The 17,888-nt window shown below is 62.1% G+C and carries 8 protein-coding genes; all 8 read left to right on the top strand.

Annotation, left to right across the window (positions count from 1 at the left end; genetic code table 11):
- Window positions 1-103: 103 nt before the first annotated feature.
- The 8 genes from G8764_RS12970 to G8764_RS12935 all read left to right on the top strand — a co-directional run bounded on the left by G8764_RS12970 (window position 104) and on the right by G8764_RS12935 (window position 17,800).
- Window positions 104-6,718, top strand: coding sequence for a type I polyketide synthase (locus tag G8764_RS12970; protein WP_166165082.1), 6,615 nt, complete (start codon window positions 104-106; stop codon window positions 6,716-6,718).
- A gap of 19 nt (window positions 6,719-6,737) precedes the next feature.
- Complete coding sequence (locus G8764_RS12965) at window positions 6,738-10,898, top strand: non-ribosomal peptide synthetase (RefSeq protein WP_166165081.1); 4,161 nt, start codon at window positions 6,738-6,740, stop codon at window positions 10,896-10,898.
- 2 nt (window positions 10,899-10,900) lie between these two features.
- Window positions 10,901-13,303, top strand: coding sequence for an efflux RND transporter permease subunit (locus G8764_RS12960; protein WP_166165080.1), 2,403 nt, complete (start codon window positions 10,901-10,903; stop codon window positions 13,301-13,303).
- 73 nt (window positions 13,304-13,376) lie between these two features.
- The gene (locus G8764_RS12955; protein WP_166165079.1) at window positions 13,377-14,225 is read left to right on the top strand and encodes an outer membrane lipoprotein-sorting protein; all 849 of its coding nucleotides are present in this window, start codon (window positions 13,377-13,379) and stop codon (window positions 14,223-14,225) included.
- Window positions 14,226-14,299: 74 nt separating this feature from the next.
- A complete protein-coding gene (locus G8764_RS12950; RefSeq protein ID WP_166165078.1) occupies window positions 14,300-15,532 on the top strand; it encodes a hypothetical protein in 1,233 nt (410 codons plus the stop codon).
- Window positions 15,533-15,581: 49 nt separating this feature from the next.
- Window positions 15,582-16,391 carry a thioesterase II family protein gene (locus G8764_RS12945; protein ID WP_166165077.1) on the top strand — a complete coding sequence of 270 codons (810 nt, stop codon included), beginning with the start codon at window positions 15,582-15,584 and terminating at the stop codon, window positions 16,389-16,391.
- A gap of 363 nt (window positions 16,392-16,754) precedes the next feature.
- Window positions 16,755-17,429 carry a response regulator gene (locus G8764_RS12940; protein WP_166165076.1) on the top strand — a complete coding sequence of 225 codons (675 nt, stop codon included), beginning with the start codon at window positions 16,755-16,757 and terminating at the stop codon, window positions 17,427-17,429.
- Window positions 17,426-17,800: a hypothetical protein gene (locus G8764_RS12935; protein ID WP_166165075.1), complete on the top strand. Its 375-nt coding sequence runs from the start codon at window positions 17,426-17,428 to the stop codon at window positions 17,798-17,800. The genes G8764_RS12940 and G8764_RS12935 overlap by 4 nt, the downstream gene beginning before the upstream one ends.
- Window positions 17,801-17,888 lie beyond the last annotated feature (88 nt).

The raw sequence follows: 17,888 nt of genomic DNA, 5'->3' as shown, positions 1-17,888 counted from the left end.
TCGACAGCTTCCCTGCCGGCGATCGAGCACAGTTCACGAGCCATTTGCCTGACTGGCGCAAACCATCGTGTTAACACCCACCAGCGCAGTGAAGGATCACACTATGAATGACTACACTTCCGCCGAGCGTTTCAACCTCGTCCCAACCACCCGTGACCAGGCCCCTGAGCCACTGGCGATTGTCGGTATTGGTTGCCGCTTTCCCGGGGCGGCTGCCAATCCGCGCCTGTTCTGGGACAACCTGCTGGCGGGCAGGGACTGCATCGTCGATGTGCCCGCCGACCGCTGGGCCATAGATCGATTCTACGACAGTGATCGCAACAAGCCGGGCAAGATGTACGTCAAGAGCGGCGGCTTCCTGGAAGAAAATATCTTTGACTTCGACGCCCTGTTTTTTGGCGTGTCGCCGCGGGAAGCAGCTTCCATGGATCCGCAACAACGGGTGCTGATGGAAGTCAGTTGGGAAGCGCTGGAAGATGCCGGTATCGACCCGGAATCCCTGGCCGGCAGCGAGACCGGCGTGTTTGTGGGCGGCTTTATGCTGGACAACAAGCTCACCCAACTGAGCCCCCTCAACCGTCACACCATCGCCGCCAACACCGCCGTGGGCATGACCCTGACCATGCTCTCCAACCGGCTCTCCTACTTCTACGACCTGCGCGGCCCCAGCATGACCATCGATACCGCCTGTTCCGCCTCCATGGTGGCCCTCGACCAGGCCTGCCAAAGCATCTGGAATGGCGACAGCGAACTGGCCCTGGTGGGCGGCGTCAACATCATGCACCGGCCGGAAATTTTTATCGGCCTGTGCAAGGGCGGTTTCCTCGCCCCCGACGGCCGCTCCAAGGCCTTCGACGCCCGCGCCAACGGTTACGGTCGCGGTGAAGGTGCCGGCATCATCGTGGTCAAACCGCTGGCCGACGCCGAGCGCGACGGCGACCGGATCTACGCCCAGATCCGCGCCACCGCCTGCAACCAGGACGGTCGCACTGACGGCATTACTGTGCCCAATACCGAATCGCAGCAAGCGCTGATTCGCAAAGTGGCGCGGCGCGCGCAAGTGCCGCTGAAAGACATTCACTACTTCGAAGCCCACGGCACTGGCACGGCCGTCGGTGACCCGCTGGAGATGTCCGCCATCGGCGCCACCATTGGTTGCGAGAAAACGGCCGACGCCCCCTGTATCGTCGGTTCCGTCAAGAGCAGCATCGGCCACCTGGAAGCCGCCTCCGGGGTGGCCGGGATTATCAAGACCGCCCTCACCCTGCAGCACCGCTGTGTGCCGCCCCAGGCAAACCTGCAGCAACTCAACCCGAAAATTCCGTTCGCAGATTTGCGTCTGCAAGTGCCGCGCCGGGCCACGCCACTGCCGGGCGGCGAGCAGCCGCTGTACTCCGCCATCAATTCGTTTGGCTACGGCGGTACCAACGCCGGTGCCCTGTTGCAGAGTTACTCTCCCGCGGCACCGTCCCTGCCACGGGGCAATATTGAAAACGCCAGCGGCCAGCGCTGGCTGCTGCCGCTGTCGGCGCGCAGCAAACCCGCACTCACAAAGCTGGCAGAACTCTACTGGCAGCGACTGCAGAGCGACACAGATGAGCCTGCCCTCAGCGACCTGTGTTACTCCGCCGGCGACCGGCGCGCGCAACTGGAGCATCGACTCTGCATCAGCGGCGCCAATCGGGAGGAGCTGTGCACGAACTTGCGCCAGTACCTGGACCAGCAACCCAACCCGCACAGCGCCGAGGGCCACGTCAGCCAGGCGCGCAATAAGCTTGCCTTTGTCTTTACCGGTATGGGCCCCCAGTGGTGGGGTATGGGCCAGCAGCTGTTTCATTCGGAGCCGGTATTTCGCGCCGCGGTGTACCGCTGTGACCAGCTGTTCCGCGACATCGCCGGCTGGTCAATCCAGGAAGAAATGTTGCGCCCCGAAAACGAATCGCGGATCGGCGAAACCCAGATCGCCCAGCCGGCCAACTTTGTCCTGCAAGTGGCGCTGGTGGAACTGCTGTGCAGCTGGGGTATCGAGCCGGCAGCCATCGTCGGCCACAGCGTGGGCGAGGTGGCCAGCGCCTACCACTCCGGCATTCTGTCACTGCAACAGGCGCTGCTGGTGAGCTACCAGCGCAGCCGCATCCAGAAGAAAGCCGCCCACCAGGGGTCGATGCTGGCGGTCGGGGTAAACGAAACCGAAGCCGACGCCCTGCTTGAGCCCTGGCAGGGCAAGGTATCCATCGCCGCCATCAACGGTCCCAGCGCCATTACCCTGGCCGGCGACAGCAAAGCGCTGGAGAAAATCGCCGCCCAGCTGGACGCGCGTGGTGCGTTCAATCGTCCGCTGCAGGTCGAGGTGGCCTACCACAGCCCTACCATGGACCCGCTGCTGGATGAAATCCGCAGCTGCCTGGCCGAGCTCACGCCTGCAAAGCCGACATTGTCTGTGTACTCAACGGTCACCGCTGCACGCATCAAAGGCAGCGCCTACGACGCCGAATACTGGTGCCGCAACGTGCGCCAGCCGGTGTACTTTTACAAGACGCTGGAGCAGATGCTGGCCGATGGCTATGAGGATTTTATTGAGATCGGTCCACACCCGGTTTTATCCACCTCGATCAAAGAGAGTTTCAGCAAACACAAGGTCAAGGGCCACTTGCTGAACTCACTGCAGCGGGGTGCCGCGGAACAGCTGAACCTGCGCCACTGTGCAGCAACCCTTTACACCCTGGGTTACCGCCTGCACTGGGCCAACCTGGCCAGCAATCGTTTTTGCTGGACCGTCGACGGTGAGCATTGCACCCCCATGGCACCTGCCTACGTGCCACTGCCCACCTACCCCTGGCAGCGGGAGCGTCACTGGAACGATGCCCCCCAGGCGCAGCGCGACCGGCTCGGCCACAGTTTCCAGCACGCGGTACTGGGCGCGCGGGAGGAGGGGCCGTTTAACAGCTGGTGCAACCAGGTCAACAGCAACTACCTGCCCTGGCTCGAAGATCACAAGGTGGAAGACCTGGTTATCCTGCCGGGCGCCGCCTATATCGAAGCGGCACTCTGTGCCCACCGGGAAACTGCCACTGGCGACGCCTGCTTGCTGACCGATATCCGCCTGCACAATGCCATGGTGATCGACAGTGATAGCGAGCACCTGATGCAGACCCGGGTGCAACAGGGGCACTTTGAAATCCACAGTCACACCCCGGCAGAGCGCGACCAGCACACCCTGCACGCCAGCGGCCGCCTGCAGGACCTGACCCTGGTGCAGCAGCAGAGCGTCGACATCAACGCCCTCAAGGCGGCGGGCATGCAACTGCTGGAGGCGGCCGAAATCTACCCGGCGCTGGCGCAACGCGGGCTCCAGTACGGCCCCCGGTTCCAGGGCATCGACATGCTCTGGCGCCGCGACGGCGCAGTGCTGGCCCGGATTCGCGCCCACGCCGATATCAGCCTGCCGGCCGGGGATCACCAGCTGCACCCCACCCTGCTGGATGCCTGCTTCCAGGCGCTGATCTCGGCGCTGCCGGAACAGAGTGAGTTCGGTCGCCAGGTGTATATCCCAGTACACATCGGTCAACTGCGTCACTACGAGAAAGCCGGCGGTGCCATTTACTGTCATGGCACGGTGACGGATATCAGCGCGCAGAGTATTCGCGGCCATATCAGTATCTGCGACGACAGCGGCCGGGTGCTGGCAGAAATTCTCGATTTGCGCTGCCAGGCGCTGCGCTCCCTGCAGGATGACGCCGCCGTGCAACTGGATGACTGGGCCTACCAGGGGCGCTGGCTGCCGCAAGAGGCACTGCCTGACATAAATACGGCAGCGGTCGCTGCCGACCAGCAGAATCCGGGCGACCAGGGTTCTGTCTGCCATATCGTCCTGCTGCCACGCAGTGATGCCGGCCAGCAGTTAAAGCAGACCTTTCAGCAGCAGCCAGGTATTGACCAGATCACCCTCTATGCCGAGGGTGAGTACCGTAAACTGAACCAGCGGGAATACCAGCTTGACCCGGGCAGTGCCGAGCAGCTGCGACGCGTCTTCGCAGACCAGCAGCAGTTCCGCGACTACGACCGGCTGTGCCTGGTCTATGGCCTGGCCATGGAGCAGACCAGTGACGACCCCGTCCACCTGCAAGGCAGCGCCCAGGCCCTGGGGTTCCTGCAAGCAGTACAAGAGCTGGACAGCCCGCTGCCCCTGAAAACCATTCTCCTGACCCGCGACGCCCAGCGGGTGCTGGACACCGACACCTGCGACGGCTTCGCCCAGAGCCCGGTGATCGGTCTCGCCCGGGTGGCGGCAATGGAACTGCCCAAGCTGCATTGCACTGCCATCGACCTGGATCGCGACCTGTCCCCACCGGCCATGCAACAACTACTGGCCGAATGTGCCGTCAGCCCCTCCGGCCAAAATACTCGCGCCGACAATACAGTCGAACAGGAACTCGCCCTGCGCGGTTCACAACGGTTCGCCTATCGCCTCTGCCACAGTCCTCTGCACGAGGCGCCACGTCCGCAGCCGCAAGTGGCCGGGCCAGAGCGTAATGTCGAGCTGGCGCCCACCGAGCTGGCGCAACTCTGCGGCGCCGGGTTCCAGCACTGCTCACGCCGCCAGCCCCAGGACCATGAGATTGAAATCCAACTGCTGGCCGCGGTTGTAAACGGCGGCAGCGACGACCTGCAGGAAGTCTGTGCGCGTATCGTCAACACTGGCGCTGCCGTAAAGGCTTACCACAGCGGTGAGGAAATCATCGCTTGCTACCGGGGTGAGCTGCGGCGCTTTGTCAACCTCGACCCGGCTTCGATGCTGGCGCTGCGCAAACCCGCCGACTGGCCGGCAACCCGAGCCGCGGGCGCCCTATCCGGCCTGCACCAGGCGCAAGCCGCGCTGCTGGACTATGGCCGCGTAGAAGTGGGTAGCTCGGTGCTGATTCTCGGCAGCGACACCGCCAGCGGCCACTGGTTGGCACAGCTGGCCGCCAGCCTGGGTTGCCAGTGTGTGGAAGTACTGGCCGCAGCCGACACCAGCAGCGGTCGCCAGCTACATATCAATAGCGCCGACTTAATGCAGGATTTACAGGCCCGGCGCCCCGCCAGCGGTTTCGATTTGATCCTCAACAGCGCGGGTCCCGCGCCCCATATCGATGTCGATGCCCTGCTGGCGACCCGGGGCTGCTTGATCAACCTGCAGGCTGACCTGCAACAGGATGTGCTGCCTGTACCCCTGGCCTCCGGCAAACTGCAGGTTCAATTGCGCAAAGCTGACCTGCTGGCCGACGCCCTGCTCGCGCCAGTCGAATTACAGCGGCAACTGCAATCCCTGATTGCCAACCTCGATCCAAGTCAGGTTGCCGCTCGGGACCGTGCGCCCCTGCCGGTGTTGGAAGCGACAGCGCTGCTCACCGACCCTGCTGCCCCGGGAGTGCTGGACCTCGATTCCGCTGCGCCCCTGGAAAGTATTCCCAAGCCCGCTGCCAGCCTGCGCATCCGGCCCGACGCCACCTATCTCATCAGCGGTGGTTGCGGCGGCTTTGGTCTCGGCATGGCCCGCTGGCTGGTGCAACAGGGTGCCCGCCACCTGGCTTTGGTGAGCCGCAGTGGCGCCAGCACTACAGCGGCAAACGCCGCAATTGCGGAACTGGAAGCCGCTGGCGCCCGCGTCAGTGTGCTGGCGGCGGATATCGCCGACCGCGCCGCCACCAGCAACATGCTGGCCTGCATCGGCCAGCAGCTGCCACCGCTGGGCGGGGTATTCCATACCGCGGGGGTGCTGGACGACCGCGAACTGATGGCCATCGACAGCGCCAGCCTGGCCACCGTCATGCGCCCCAAGGCCCTGGGCGCCTGGCATCTGCACAGCCTTACCCGGCACTTGCCACTGGACTGCTTTGTACTCTACTCCTCGGTCTCCGCCCTGATCGGCAACCGCAACCAGGCCAACTACGTGGCCGCCAACCTGTTCCTCGACAATCTCGCCCAGCACCGCCACGCCCACGGCCTGGCCGCCACGTCCATCAACTGGGGCGTGCTCAGCGATGTGGGCATGGCGGCCGACGCCAATGTGATCAAGCACCTGGCCCATATCGGCATTCACGGTTGCTCGGTAGACCAGGCCCACGCGGCGTTTGGCCAACTGATGCAGGCGCCGGTGGCGCAGATGGGTATTTTCAATATCGACTGGCAGCGCTGGGGCCAGTGTGAAAGCGCCAGCGCCAACCCGCGCTTCTCCGAACTGGTAGATGCCGATGCTGACCAGCCCCAGGGCGACAGCTGGTCCGACCTGCACGCCCAGGGCAGCGCCGCGCTGACCAGCGCCAGCGCCCAGTGCTTCACCGGCATGCTGGCCGCCACCCTGAAGCTGGCACCAGAACACATCGACCCGGACACCCCCATCAATCGCTATGGGCTCGACTCGCTTATGGCCATCGACCTGCAGATGAAAATCCGCGAGGAGTTCAAGGTGGACGTCTCCATCCTGGAGTTGATGAAGGGCAATAGCAGCACCCGAATCGCCGAGGTGATCGCCACCAAGTTGAGCGCCTTGTTCGATGACGGCACCGGTGCCAGCGACCACGACGAACGGGAAGCACAGTCTGCTGCCAGTCCGGCAGAAGCCGAGCTCGAAATCCTTGCCGACCTGGCACAGGACAGCTCAGCGCCGGCGGGCATCGATGAAATGAGTGAAGAGCAGCTCGACGAGCTGCTGAAAAAGGAATTGGAATTGAACTAGCAAACAGGAGCACCGCCCCATGACCGCCCAGCAAAAAGCCACCACCGTTGGCACCGCGCCAATAGCACTGCAGCAGATGAACATCGAGGAAAAGAAAGCCTTGATGAAAGAGCTGCTGAATAAAAAGAATCCCGCCGCCGTCAGGTTGGCGCCCATGTCGAACGGCCAGCAGGCACTCTGGTTTGTTCACCAGAGCGCACCGCAAACCGCCGCCTACAACGTCGCCATGGCGGTCCATATTGACGCCGGGCTGGATCGAGACCTGTTGCAACAGGCGCTCAACCTGCTGCTGCAACGCCACGAGATCCTGCGCACCAGCTACGGGGTGGTAGAGGGGCAAAACGTGCAGCAGATTCACCCCGGCGCCGAACTTAAGTTGAGCTGCATCGACGCCCGCATACTCACCGAGGAGCAGTTGCACGCCCGCATCGTCAACGACTACCGCCTGCCCTTCGACCTGGGCTCCGTACCACCAATGCGGGCCCGCTGCTACCAACTGGCCCACGACCAGTGTGTGTTGCTGCTGGTGGTGCACCACATCGCCATCGACGCCACCTCGCTGTGGCTCCTGATGGATGAGTTAGCCCAGCTCTACCAGGCGCTGAATCAAGGTGAAACTGCCATGCGCCGCAGCCCGGCGCTCAAGTATCGCGAGTTCTGCCAACGGCAACAGGATTATCTGGCAAGCGCCCGGGGACGCGCCGACCGGAACTACTGGCAGGCGACACTGAACCCCGACCAGCCGCCGCTCACCCTCGACATCAGCCGGCCGCGACCCGGGCTGCAGGTGTTTGACGGTGACAGCCATTATTTCTCCATCCCGGCGGCGCTGGCCACATCCATTAAAACGCTGGCCCAACAGCAAGGTGTCACCTGCTTTTCGCTACTGCTGGCCGCCTGGTATTGCCTGCTGGCGCGGCATTCCGGGCAAGAGGACATCTGCGTTGCCTCGCCCACGGCGGGTCGGGTGCAGACCGATTACCGCCGTGCGATCGGTTACTTCGTCAACCCGGTGATCCTGCGCACTGCGCTGCAGGATAACCCCAGCGTGGCGAACTTCCTGCAGCGAGTCCAGCACACCGTACTGGAAGCGCTGGAACATCAACAGTACCCGTTTGCCACCGTCATCGAGGCCCTCAACCCGCGCCGCGACCCGGGTCTCACACCCTACTCCCAGGCTTCTTTCGTGTTTCAGCAGGCGGACCCCAGCAACCCCCTCAGTGCCGCCTGGACCCCGGGGCAACAGGGTGAAAGCGTGCAGTGGGCCGGCCTCGACCTGCGCCAATACCCCCTCAACCAGCAGGAGGGGCAGTTCGAGCTGGAGCTGGAACTGACCGACAACCGCGACAAACTGTGCGGCATCCTCAAGTACAACACCGCCCTGTTCGACGAGCCGCAGATCGAAATGCTGGCAACCCACTACCAGGAGTTGTTGCAGTCGATGGTCACCAACCCAGAGTCGCCCATCGCCCGGCTGAACATGCTCAGTGAGGCCGAGCAGCAGCAACTGGCGCGCTGGAACGACACCCGTCGCGCGTATCCGCCCCACGACAACCTGCAACAGTTGATCGAAGCCCAGGTGGCGCGCACGCCCAATGCCGTAGCGCTCAAGTTCGGTGACGAGGAAATGACCTACGCGGCCATGAACGCCCACGCCAACCGCCTGGCCCACTTTCTGTTGCAGCAGGGGGTGGAGCTGGAAACCAAGGTGGGGGTCTGCATGGAGCGCAGCTTTGATATGGTGATTGCCCTGTTGGCGATCATCAAAGCCGGCGGCGCCTACGTGCCGGTGGACCCCAACTACCCCGCTGCCCGGCTGGGCTTTCTCCTGCAAGACATGGAGACGCCACTGCTGCTTACCCAGGCGCCGCTGTTGGCCAAGCTGCCCGAGCTAGACACCCGGATCGTGTGCGTCGAGCAATTGTTCCTTGAAGATTACGCCGCCGACGACCCGCAATTGCCGGTGGGCCCCAGCAACCTGGCGTACATGATTTACACCTCCGGCTCCACCGGCAACCCCAAAGGCGCCATGAACACCCACGCCGGCATCTGCAATCGCCTGCTGTGGATGCAGGAAGCCTATCAACTGACCGCTGCGGACAGCGTGCTGCAGAAAACCCCGTTCAGTTTCGACGTCTCGGTGTGGGAGTTTTTCTGGCCGCTACTGGCCGGCGCCCGGCTGGTGATTGCCCGGCCCGACGGGCACAAGGATGTGGATTACCTGATCGACATTATCCGCCGGGAACAGATAACCACCTTGCATTTTGTGCCCTCCATGCTGAGCCTGTTTGTCGCCAACCCGGAAGTGTCCCGCTGTGACAGTATCCGGCGCGTGATCTGCAGTGGTGAAGCCTTGAGCCACGACCTGCAGCAGCGCTTTTTCCAGCAGCTGGATACCGAACTGCACAACCTCTACGGCCCCACCGAAGCCGCCATCGATGTCACCGCCTGGCAGTGTCGGCCGGACAGCAGCGGCAGCGTGGTGCCAATCGGCAAGCCCATTGCCAATATCCAGATTCACGTGGTCGACAAACACCTGCAGCCGGTACCCATCGGCGTCAACGGCGAGCTGCTGATCGGCGGCATCGGGGTCGCCCGGGGCTACTTCAAGCGCGAGCAACTGAACGCCAGCAAATTTATCGCCGACCCTTTCAGTGGCGATTCTTTCCGTGGCGATAGAACGACACACCTCTACCGCAGCGGCGACCTGGTGCGCTACCTGCCCGATGGCAATATCGAGTACCTGCAGCGCATGGATGACCAGGTCAAATTGCGCGGCTTCCGCATCGAACTGGGCGAGGTAGAAGCCATGTTGAATCGCTGCCGCGGGGTCCATGAAACGGTGGTGGTAAAGCGTGCCCACGGCGATGGCAGTGAGTATCTGCTGGCCTTCGCTACCCGCGACGGTAGCGATACAGATGCGGCCGCGATCCTGCAACAAGCTGCAGAACTGCTGCCCGCCCACTGTGTCCCCGCGGCGCTGGAATTCCTGCCCGCCATGCCCCTCACCCCCAACGGCAAGGTCGATCGCCGGGCCCTGCCCGAGCACCGATTCGAGGGCGCCCGCCAGGGAGCAGCCCTGGCGCCGCGCAATGAGGTGGAGCGCACCTTGCTGCGCCTCTGGCGCGAACTATTGCCGGTACAGCGGCTGTCCATTGACGACAACTTCTTCGCCCTCGGCGGTCACTCGCTGCTGGCCGTGCGTCTTATGGCGGCCATCGAAACCGAACTGGGCCAGCGACTGCCGCTGGCCAGCCTGATGCAGCATCCCACCATCGCCGGCCTGGCCCAGCTGATCGAGGCACAACCGCAGCAACACTGGAATTCCCTGGTGGCGATCCAGCAGGAGGGCGACCAGACACCCCTGTTCCTGGTGCCCGGCGGTGGCGGCAACGTGCTGTATTTTTATCCCCTGGCCGAGCAACTGGGCCACCAGCGCCCGGTCTACGGCCTGCAGGCGCGAGGGTTGGATGGCGTCAGCGCGCCCCTGGACAACCTGCAGGAGATCGCCGCTGCAATGGTACTTGAGATCCGCCAACGACAGCCACAGGGCCCCTACCTGATCGGCGGCCACTGCGTGGGTGGGCTGATTGCCCATGCCATCACCCAGCAGCTGGTGGCCAGCGGCGCGGAGATCGAGCAACTGCTGATTCTCGATGCCCCGGCGCCGCACTTTTTCACCCCGCGGCCCGGCGCCGCGCCCAGCCGCGCGCAGTGGATCGGCATCCTGGTGGGCAGCATTGCGCAAATGACCGGCCAGGAGCTGGCACTGGACCCGGTCGCGCTGGAACCCCTGGGGGCCGACGAGCAACTGGAGGTGTTGCGCGGGGTATTGTCCCGCGCCGGGGTGGTAGCGAACAACACGCCACTGGCGCAGATCCGCGGCTTGCTGCAAGTGTTTATTGGCAACGCCCAATTGCACTATCAAGAGCAAGGGAATATTCACAAAATCCCTGTCACTTTGTACCGCGCCCGGGATTTCAATCCGCACTACGATTATCGCCACCATGACGACCCCGGGCTCGACCTGGCGCAGTCGAGCCTCGGCTGGCAGGGATACGCCAGCGGCCCGGTGCAAGTGCAACTGGTGGCCGGAGATCACATCACCATGCTGGCACCGGCACAGGCCGAGGGGCTCGCCGCTGCACTGGCCCGCCGCTTACAAGAGAGGGAGATTTAATCATGTCAGGACGCTATTTTCGCTTTGTTACCGAGCACCCGATTGCAGTTCTGCTGCTCGCCCTGCTGGTGCTGGCCGCGACAGCCGCGGGTATTCCGCGGCTGTCGTTCAAGTCGGACCTGCGCATTTATTTCAGTCCGGAAAACCCGCAGATCCTCTCCCTCGACCGGATGGAACAAACCTACACCAAGGTGGACAATGTGCTGTTTGTGCTGGCACCGGCGGACGGAGTCTTCAATAACCGGGTGCTGGCACTGGTGCAGGAACTCACCACCAACGCCTGGCAGATTCCGTTTTCCAGCCGCGTGGATTCCATCACCAACTACAAGCACAGCTACGCCGAAGGTGACGATATCGTGGTCGATGACCTGGTGCTCGACGCCGGGTCGCTGAATCCCGAGCAACTGGCTGCCATCCGCGCTATTGCCCTGGACGATCCCCTGCTGCGCAATCGCGCCATCTCCCCGGATGGCAAGGTTACGGGCATCAACGTCACCATCAATATCCCCAAGGGCAAGGAACTTAGCAGCGTGCCCGTGGTAGTGGCGCACGTACGGGCACTGGCGGACGACATTCGCGCCCGCTACCCGGACATAGATTTGTATCTCAGCGGTGTGGTGATGATGGACAACGCCTTTGCCGAGTCTTCCGAGCGGGATATGCAGACCCTGGTGCCGGCCATGCTGGTGCTGGCCCTGACGCTGATGGGGTTGATCATGGGTTCGCTCAGCGCCAGCCTGGTGGCACTGCTGGTGTTGACCCTGTCCATCGTCGCCGCCATGGGCCTGGCGGGTTGGCTGGGCATATTGCTCAATCCGGTCAGCATCAACGCCCCGAACATTATTCTCACCATCGCCATCTGCGATTGCGTGCACCTGCTGGCCGGTTACCTGCTGGCGCGGCGTAACGGCGAGAATAAAAAGACCGCCATGCAGCACAGCCTGCAGAGCAACCTCAAACCGGTGCTGATCACCAGTGTCACCACCGGCATCGGCTTTCTCTGCCTCAATACCAGCGAGGCACCACCGTTTCGCGACCTGGGCAACATCACCGCCCTGGGCGTGTTGACGGCACTGTTCTTTAGCCTGACCCTGCTGCCGGCGCTGATGATGTTGCTGCGCACTAAAGTCACAGCAACGGGCAGCAGCCGCTTGCAGAGCTGGCTCGACCAACTGGCCGTTGCCATTACCCGGCACCCGGCGAGGTTTGCTCTCGGCTCCCTGCTGCTGGCCGCCGGTCTCAGCGCCGGCATCGTCAAGAACAGTCTCAACGATGAGTTCGTCAAGTACTTCGATGACAGCATCGAATTTCGCCAGCACACGGATTTCACCACCGAGCACCTGACCGGCATCTACTACATCGACTACGCCATCGCCAGCCCCGCCGACGGCGGCGTCAACGATCCGGACTACCTGCAGACGCTGGATGATTTTACCCAGTGGTTGCGAGCCCAGGGGGAAGTGCTGCACGTCAACAGCATCACCGACATTTACCGCCGCCTGAACCGCAATATGCACGGCGACGACCCGGCCTTTGCGCGGCTGCCGCAATCCCGCGAATTGGCGGCGCAATACCTGCTGATGTATGAAATGTCGCTGCCCTACGGCCTCGACCTGCGTGACCGCATCAACGGCAGCAAGGATGCCAGCCGCGTCACCGCCACCCTGAAAACCCTGTCCAGCGCCGAAGTGCTGGCCTTTGACGGGCGGGTGCAGGAATGGCTGCAGGCCCACGGCGAGAACATCCAATTCAGTGAAGGCACCGGTCTCACCATCATGTTTGCCCATATCGGCATGCGCAATATCACCAGCATGTTGACCGGTACCGCTATCGCCCTGGTGGTCATCTCCCTGCTGCTGGTGCTGATCTTCCGCTCCTTCAAATACGGCCTGCTCAGCCTGCTGCCGAACCTGCTGCCGGCGCTGGTTGCGTTTGGTATCTGGGGCCTGCTGGTGGGACAGGTGGGTATGGCACTGTCGGTGGTCGCGGCCCTGACCCTGGGCATCGTGGTCGACGACACCGTGCATATCATCAGCCGCTACCTGCACGCCCGGCGCCTGCTCGGTTACGACGCCCGCGCTGCGGTGCGCTACACCTTTGCCCGGGTCGGCAAGGCACTGGTAATCACGTCCATAGCGCTGGCCGGTGGCTTCGCGGTGCTGGGCTTTTCCAGTTTCGAAATCAACGCCGGTATGGGTTCACTCACCGCACTGGCGATTGCGCTGGCGCTGCTGCTGGACCTGACCCTGCTGCCCGCCGTGCTGGTGCTGGTGGACCGCGGTCGCGAGCGGAGCACCGATTCGACAGAGGAGCCGGCGGCCGTTAGTACCCCGGCCACCATTCCGGCCAGCACGGCAGCCAGCACACCAACCACAGGCGAGCCCATTGGCGCGATCACCAGTTGATGTACAGCACGGCATGCACAGCACCAAATTCACAGTAAACGCGATCCAATTACCCGTCACAGGAGCGACGATTATGTATTTCACTACCCCTGGTTCTACCCGGCGGCTGGCACGGTCACTGGTATTTCTCTTGGTGCCGGCCCTGGCACTGGTCATCAGTACCCCGCTGTGGGCCAGCCTCGACAAACTCGAGCAACTGCACGACCCGGTGCAAAAAGGCCTGGCAATCGCCCACGAAACCGAGCGCCGCGACGCCGGCTTCGGCGACTACGTGGTGGAGGCTGAAATGATCCTGATGCAAAACGACCAGGTGCTGAGCGAGCGCGAGTTCTTCAGCAAAGTACTGGAAATTAGCGGTGACGGCGACCACTCCGTCAATGTCTTTCGCAGTCCCCGGGACGTGGAGGGCACCGCCATCCTGATTCACTCCCACGGCCTCAAGCCCGACGATCAATGGCTGTACCTGCCGGCCATCAAACGGGTCAAGCGCATCTCCACCCGGAGCAAGTCCGGCCCCTTTGTGGGCAGTGAATTCGCCTACGAGGATATCTCCACCTGGCAGCCGGAAAAGTACGGCTACCGTTTCCTGAAATCCGATCGCGTCGACGACGTCGACTGCTTCCTTGTGGAAAACACACCCCTCTATGAAGATTCGGGCTACAGCAAACTGCACGAGTGGGTCGACAAAACCATTTTCCGGCCGCGCCGCATCGACTACTTCGACCGCAAGGGCGATCTGCTGAAGACCCTGCGGTTTGAGGACTATCGCCAGTACCAGGGGCAGTGGTGGCGCCCCGGCCGCATGATCATGACCAACCACCAGACCGGCCGGGTTACCCAACTGCTCTGGAAGGACTACCAGTTCGCCACGGGGCTGACCGAAGCCGACCTGGCCCAGTCCAAACTCAATCGACTGCAATAAGCCGACTCCTGCCGATGTTTGCGACACATTTTTGCGTAAATTAATTGGTAACCCACAGCCCTGGAATGCTCGATATGGAATGCCCGATAAAGCCCAAGCCCCGCACCTGCCCCCTGCTCGCGACCATCGGCGTAGCGCTTCTCGCTGCGCTACTGAGTTACGGCGTGGGCGCCGCCAGCCCGGACCTGGAACTGGGAGTGGAATACCAGTTCTTCCCGCAAAAGGCCGCAGCGGGGCGCGACAACTACAGCGCTGATCAATACGCCTATGCCAGCCTCGGCTGGGATCAGTACTTTGCCGACCAGCGCTGGCTGGTTGAGTTCGACGGCTACCTGGGCTGGGACCGCCATGACGAAAATCGCCAGCGGGCCGACCTGCGCACCCTGGCGCTGAGTTATTACGCCGATAGATTTGACGTCAAAATAGGCTTTGCCACCGAGTTTTGGGGCGTCACCGAGTCGCGCCACCTGGTGGACATACTCAACCAGACCTCAGTGGCAGACAATATCGACGAGGAAGTGAAACTGGGCCAGCCGATGCTCAAATGGCAGACCCACCAGGACTGGGGCAACCTGCAACTGTTCTGGTTGCCGGGCTTTCGCGAGCGCGTGTTCGCAGCCCCCGGCGCCCGCCTCAACCCCGCTCTCCCCATCGACGCCAGCCGCAGCCGCTACGCCTCCGGGGCCGAAGACAAACACCAGGACGTGGCCCTGCGCTACGCCCACACCCTGGGCGCCTGGGACCTGGGCCTCGCCTACTTTCGCGGAACCAGCCGCGAGCCCCTGCTGGACCCGAAATTCAACGCCGCCGGTGAGTTGGTGTTATCGCCCTACTATGAACAGATCGAACAGACCAGCCTGGACCTGCAGCGCACCGGCGCTGGCCTGTTGCTAAAACTGGAAGCCATCCAGCGCCACGGCAGTCGCCAGGGCAGCTACCACGCCCTGGTCAGCGGGTTTGAATTCACCCAGGTGGGCGTATTTGGCAGCGCCATGGACCTGGGCTACATCGCCGAATACCTCTATGACCAGCGCGGCGAACAAGCCACCACCACGTTCCAGAACGACCTGTTCCTCGGCCTGCGGCTGGCGGCCAACAACATCGCCCAGACCAGCCTGCTGCTGGGGGTTTACCACGATCGCAAAACCAGTGGCCAGGCACTGCGACTGGAGCTCAACACACGCTTGCGCGACGACCTGGTACTGGAGCTGGAAGGACAGGCCTTCCGCAACCTGGCAGACACCGATCTGCTGCACGGCTTTCGCAATGACGACTACCTGCGCGCGAGCTTGAAGTTTTATTTCTGAAACCACACACCACACACCTCACACCTCACAATCCGGGAGCACATTAGCCATGCACACAAGTTCACTGTTTCATATCGCCACCGCCAGGCCGGACGCACAGCTGCGTCTGGTGTGTTTTTCCTACGCCGGCGGCAACGCCAACCATTTTTTGGGCTGGCAAGCCGACCTGCACCCCGAGGTGGAGCTGGTGATCTGCCAGTTGCCCGGCCGCGGTGTGCGCCTGTTCGAAACCCCCTACGACGACATGGACACGCTGGTTCGGGACCTGGCCAGTGCCAGCGCCGAGCTGCTGGATAAACCACTGGTATTTTTTGGCCACAGTCTCGGCGCCAAGCTGGCCTATGAATTGGGGCTGGCACTGCAAAAACGTGCCCTGCCGGCGCCGTTGCACACGGTAATTTCCGCCGCCACAGCGCCATTCCACCAGCGCCCTGGCCCGCCCATACACCAGCTGCCGGAGGCCGAGTTCGTCGCCGCCGTGGCGCGACTCGGTGGCACCCCGGCGCAGATACTGCGCAACCGGGAATTGATGGCACTGTGCACACCCGCCCTGCGCGCAGACTACAAGCTGGTGGAGACCTATCGCAACAGATCGAAGCAACAGATCGCCGGCCAGCTCACCCTGCTGGGCGGTTTGGACGACCCCTTCGTTTCCCCGGAGCAGTTGTCCGCTTGGTGCCCGCTCTACCAGTCTGTGATCGAGGCCTACTGGTTCGACGGCGGCCATTTCTTTATCAACCAGCACAGTGAGCAGGTGCTGCAGTTCCTGAATGAATCAGTGCTGGAATTCAACTTGCGCCGCCTGCAGCAGCGGTCGCGCCCTGAAACACTCCAATTTCCAGCTTCGAACTGCGGCTGATGGAATTGCGAATGGGCGCATAATCGGTTCGAAGCCGGCATCACTGCCAGCAAAAATTGTCGGCCATTGGTCGCGAATCCTGGCTGCGAGTGTCGGGGCCAGCTAGCCTTTGAGCTCCGGCCAGTGCTGCTGAGCAGCCGGGCTACAGCGGTTTATCGATCCTGACTTCCCACACTTGGCAGTATTCAACACTAGGAATATTTCCTATATGATTCATTCAGGGGCTACAATAGAATTTCCAGCTTTGAGCCCTCCTCACTTTATCCATTAACTATCTATTAGATATCGTTTGGGCACGCGGGTAATCGAGCTGCAGGAAGGTGGCATGAGGCCGCCTCGAGCGCTGAAATAGACACCATAATAATGAATTCAATGCCAATACCCGGTCGAACCGCCAAAGTCCTGCTGGTCGATGATCACCCTACTTTTCGCGAAGGTCTCAAGTCGGTGATTAATCATTTGGGTGGCCTTGCGGTCTGTGCCGAGGCCGACAACCTGAACTCGGCGATGCTGTCGCTGGAAAGCGAAGCTCCCGACATGATGGTCGTCGACCTGAACCTGGGCGATGACAGCGGTCTGCGCCTGATTCAGCAGGCCAGGCGAACCCACCCCAACCTGCGCATCCTGGTGGCCTCAATGTACGAGGAATTTATGTACGGCGAGCGCGCGATCAAAGCCGGTGCCAACGGTTATATATGCAAACAGGATAACCCGGAAAAGCTGGCGGAGGCATTAGAGCTGGTCTGCGGCGGGGATATGTACATCAGCAAGCAGCTGGCAAATCGCATGCTGCAACACCAGGCTAGCGGTGCGCCCCAGGAAACCGATGAGCCGGTGAATACCCTGTCCGAGCGGGAGTTGCAGATTTTTAACCTTATCGGCAATGGCTACTCCAGCAAGGAAATCGCCGCCAAATTGCACGTCAGTCCCAAAACCGTGGATGCCCACCGCGAACACATCAAACGGAAAATCGGCGTATCTGACAGTACCCGGCTGGTTCACCGTGCAGTAGAGTGGGTGCTGTCGCTGCGCAAGTGACAAAAGCCGCCAGTGCAGTGGCGGCAAATTTAGGAAATCACCCCATAGAATTGCTTACCCTGGCTGAACATAATATGCCCTCGCGCAAAGACCAGGGAGTCGAATTGATGCCACAATTAAAACAATATTCTTCGCACCCGGCAGAACAGGAGCCTTCCCATCAAAGAGACACGCAATTGCATCAGGGTCGCCATTCCAGCGCCGCAAATAGCGACGGCATAAACCACGCAAACCAGAAGCTCGATCGTTTAATCAATGTCTTTTGGCAGGCCCCCGACCGTGATAGAGAGCGCCGGATCAGGCAACAGGCGATCGCCAGTGTCTATGGTGAAGCAGCAGCTCGCGATGATGCCGCCACTGACTGCAGTTGACCAGGGAGCACTTGAGCCCTAACCTGGCGTTATCCACCCGGCCAAACGCCCACAACGCCAGGGTTTACCAGCAGGGTTACGCGCAATA

The sequence above is a fragment of the Pseudomaricurvus alcaniphilus genome, from assembly GCF_011440395.1.
GTDB lineage: Bacteria > Pseudomonadota > Gammaproteobacteria > Pseudomonadales > Cellvibrionaceae > Pseudomaricurvus > Pseudomaricurvus alcaniphilus.
The sequence above is the reverse complement of the archived record's forward strand: the minus strand, read 5'-3'. Positions and strand labels throughout refer to the sequence as shown.

Excerpts from the sequence above, each read along its gene's own strand:
- G8764_RS12970 (WP_166165082.1), top strand. The coding sequence starts at position 104 with ATGAATGACTACACTTCCGCCGAGCGTTTCAACCTCGTCCCAACCACC.
- G8764_RS12965 (WP_166165081.1), top strand. The coding sequence starts at position 6,738 with ATGACCGCCCAGCAAAAAGCCACCACCGTTGGCACCGCGCCAATAGCA.
- G8764_RS12960 (WP_166165080.1), top strand. The coding sequence starts at position 10,901 with ATGTCAGGACGCTATTTTCGCTTTGTTACCGAGCACCCGATTGCAGTT.
- G8764_RS12955 (WP_166165079.1), top strand. The coding sequence starts at position 13,377 with ATGTATTTCACTACCCCTGGTTCTACCCGGCGGCTGGCACGGTCACTG.
- G8764_RS12950 (WP_166165078.1), top strand. The coding sequence starts at position 14,300 with ATGGAATGCCCGATAAAGCCCAAGCCCCGCACCTGCCCCCTGCTCGCG.
- G8764_RS12945 (WP_166165077.1), top strand. The coding sequence starts at position 15,582 with ATGCACACAAGTTCACTGTTTCATATCGCCACCGCCAGGCCGGACGCA.
- G8764_RS12940 (WP_166165076.1), top strand. The coding sequence starts at position 16,755 with ATGAATTCAATGCCAATACCCGGTCGAACCGCCAAAGTCCTGCTGGTC.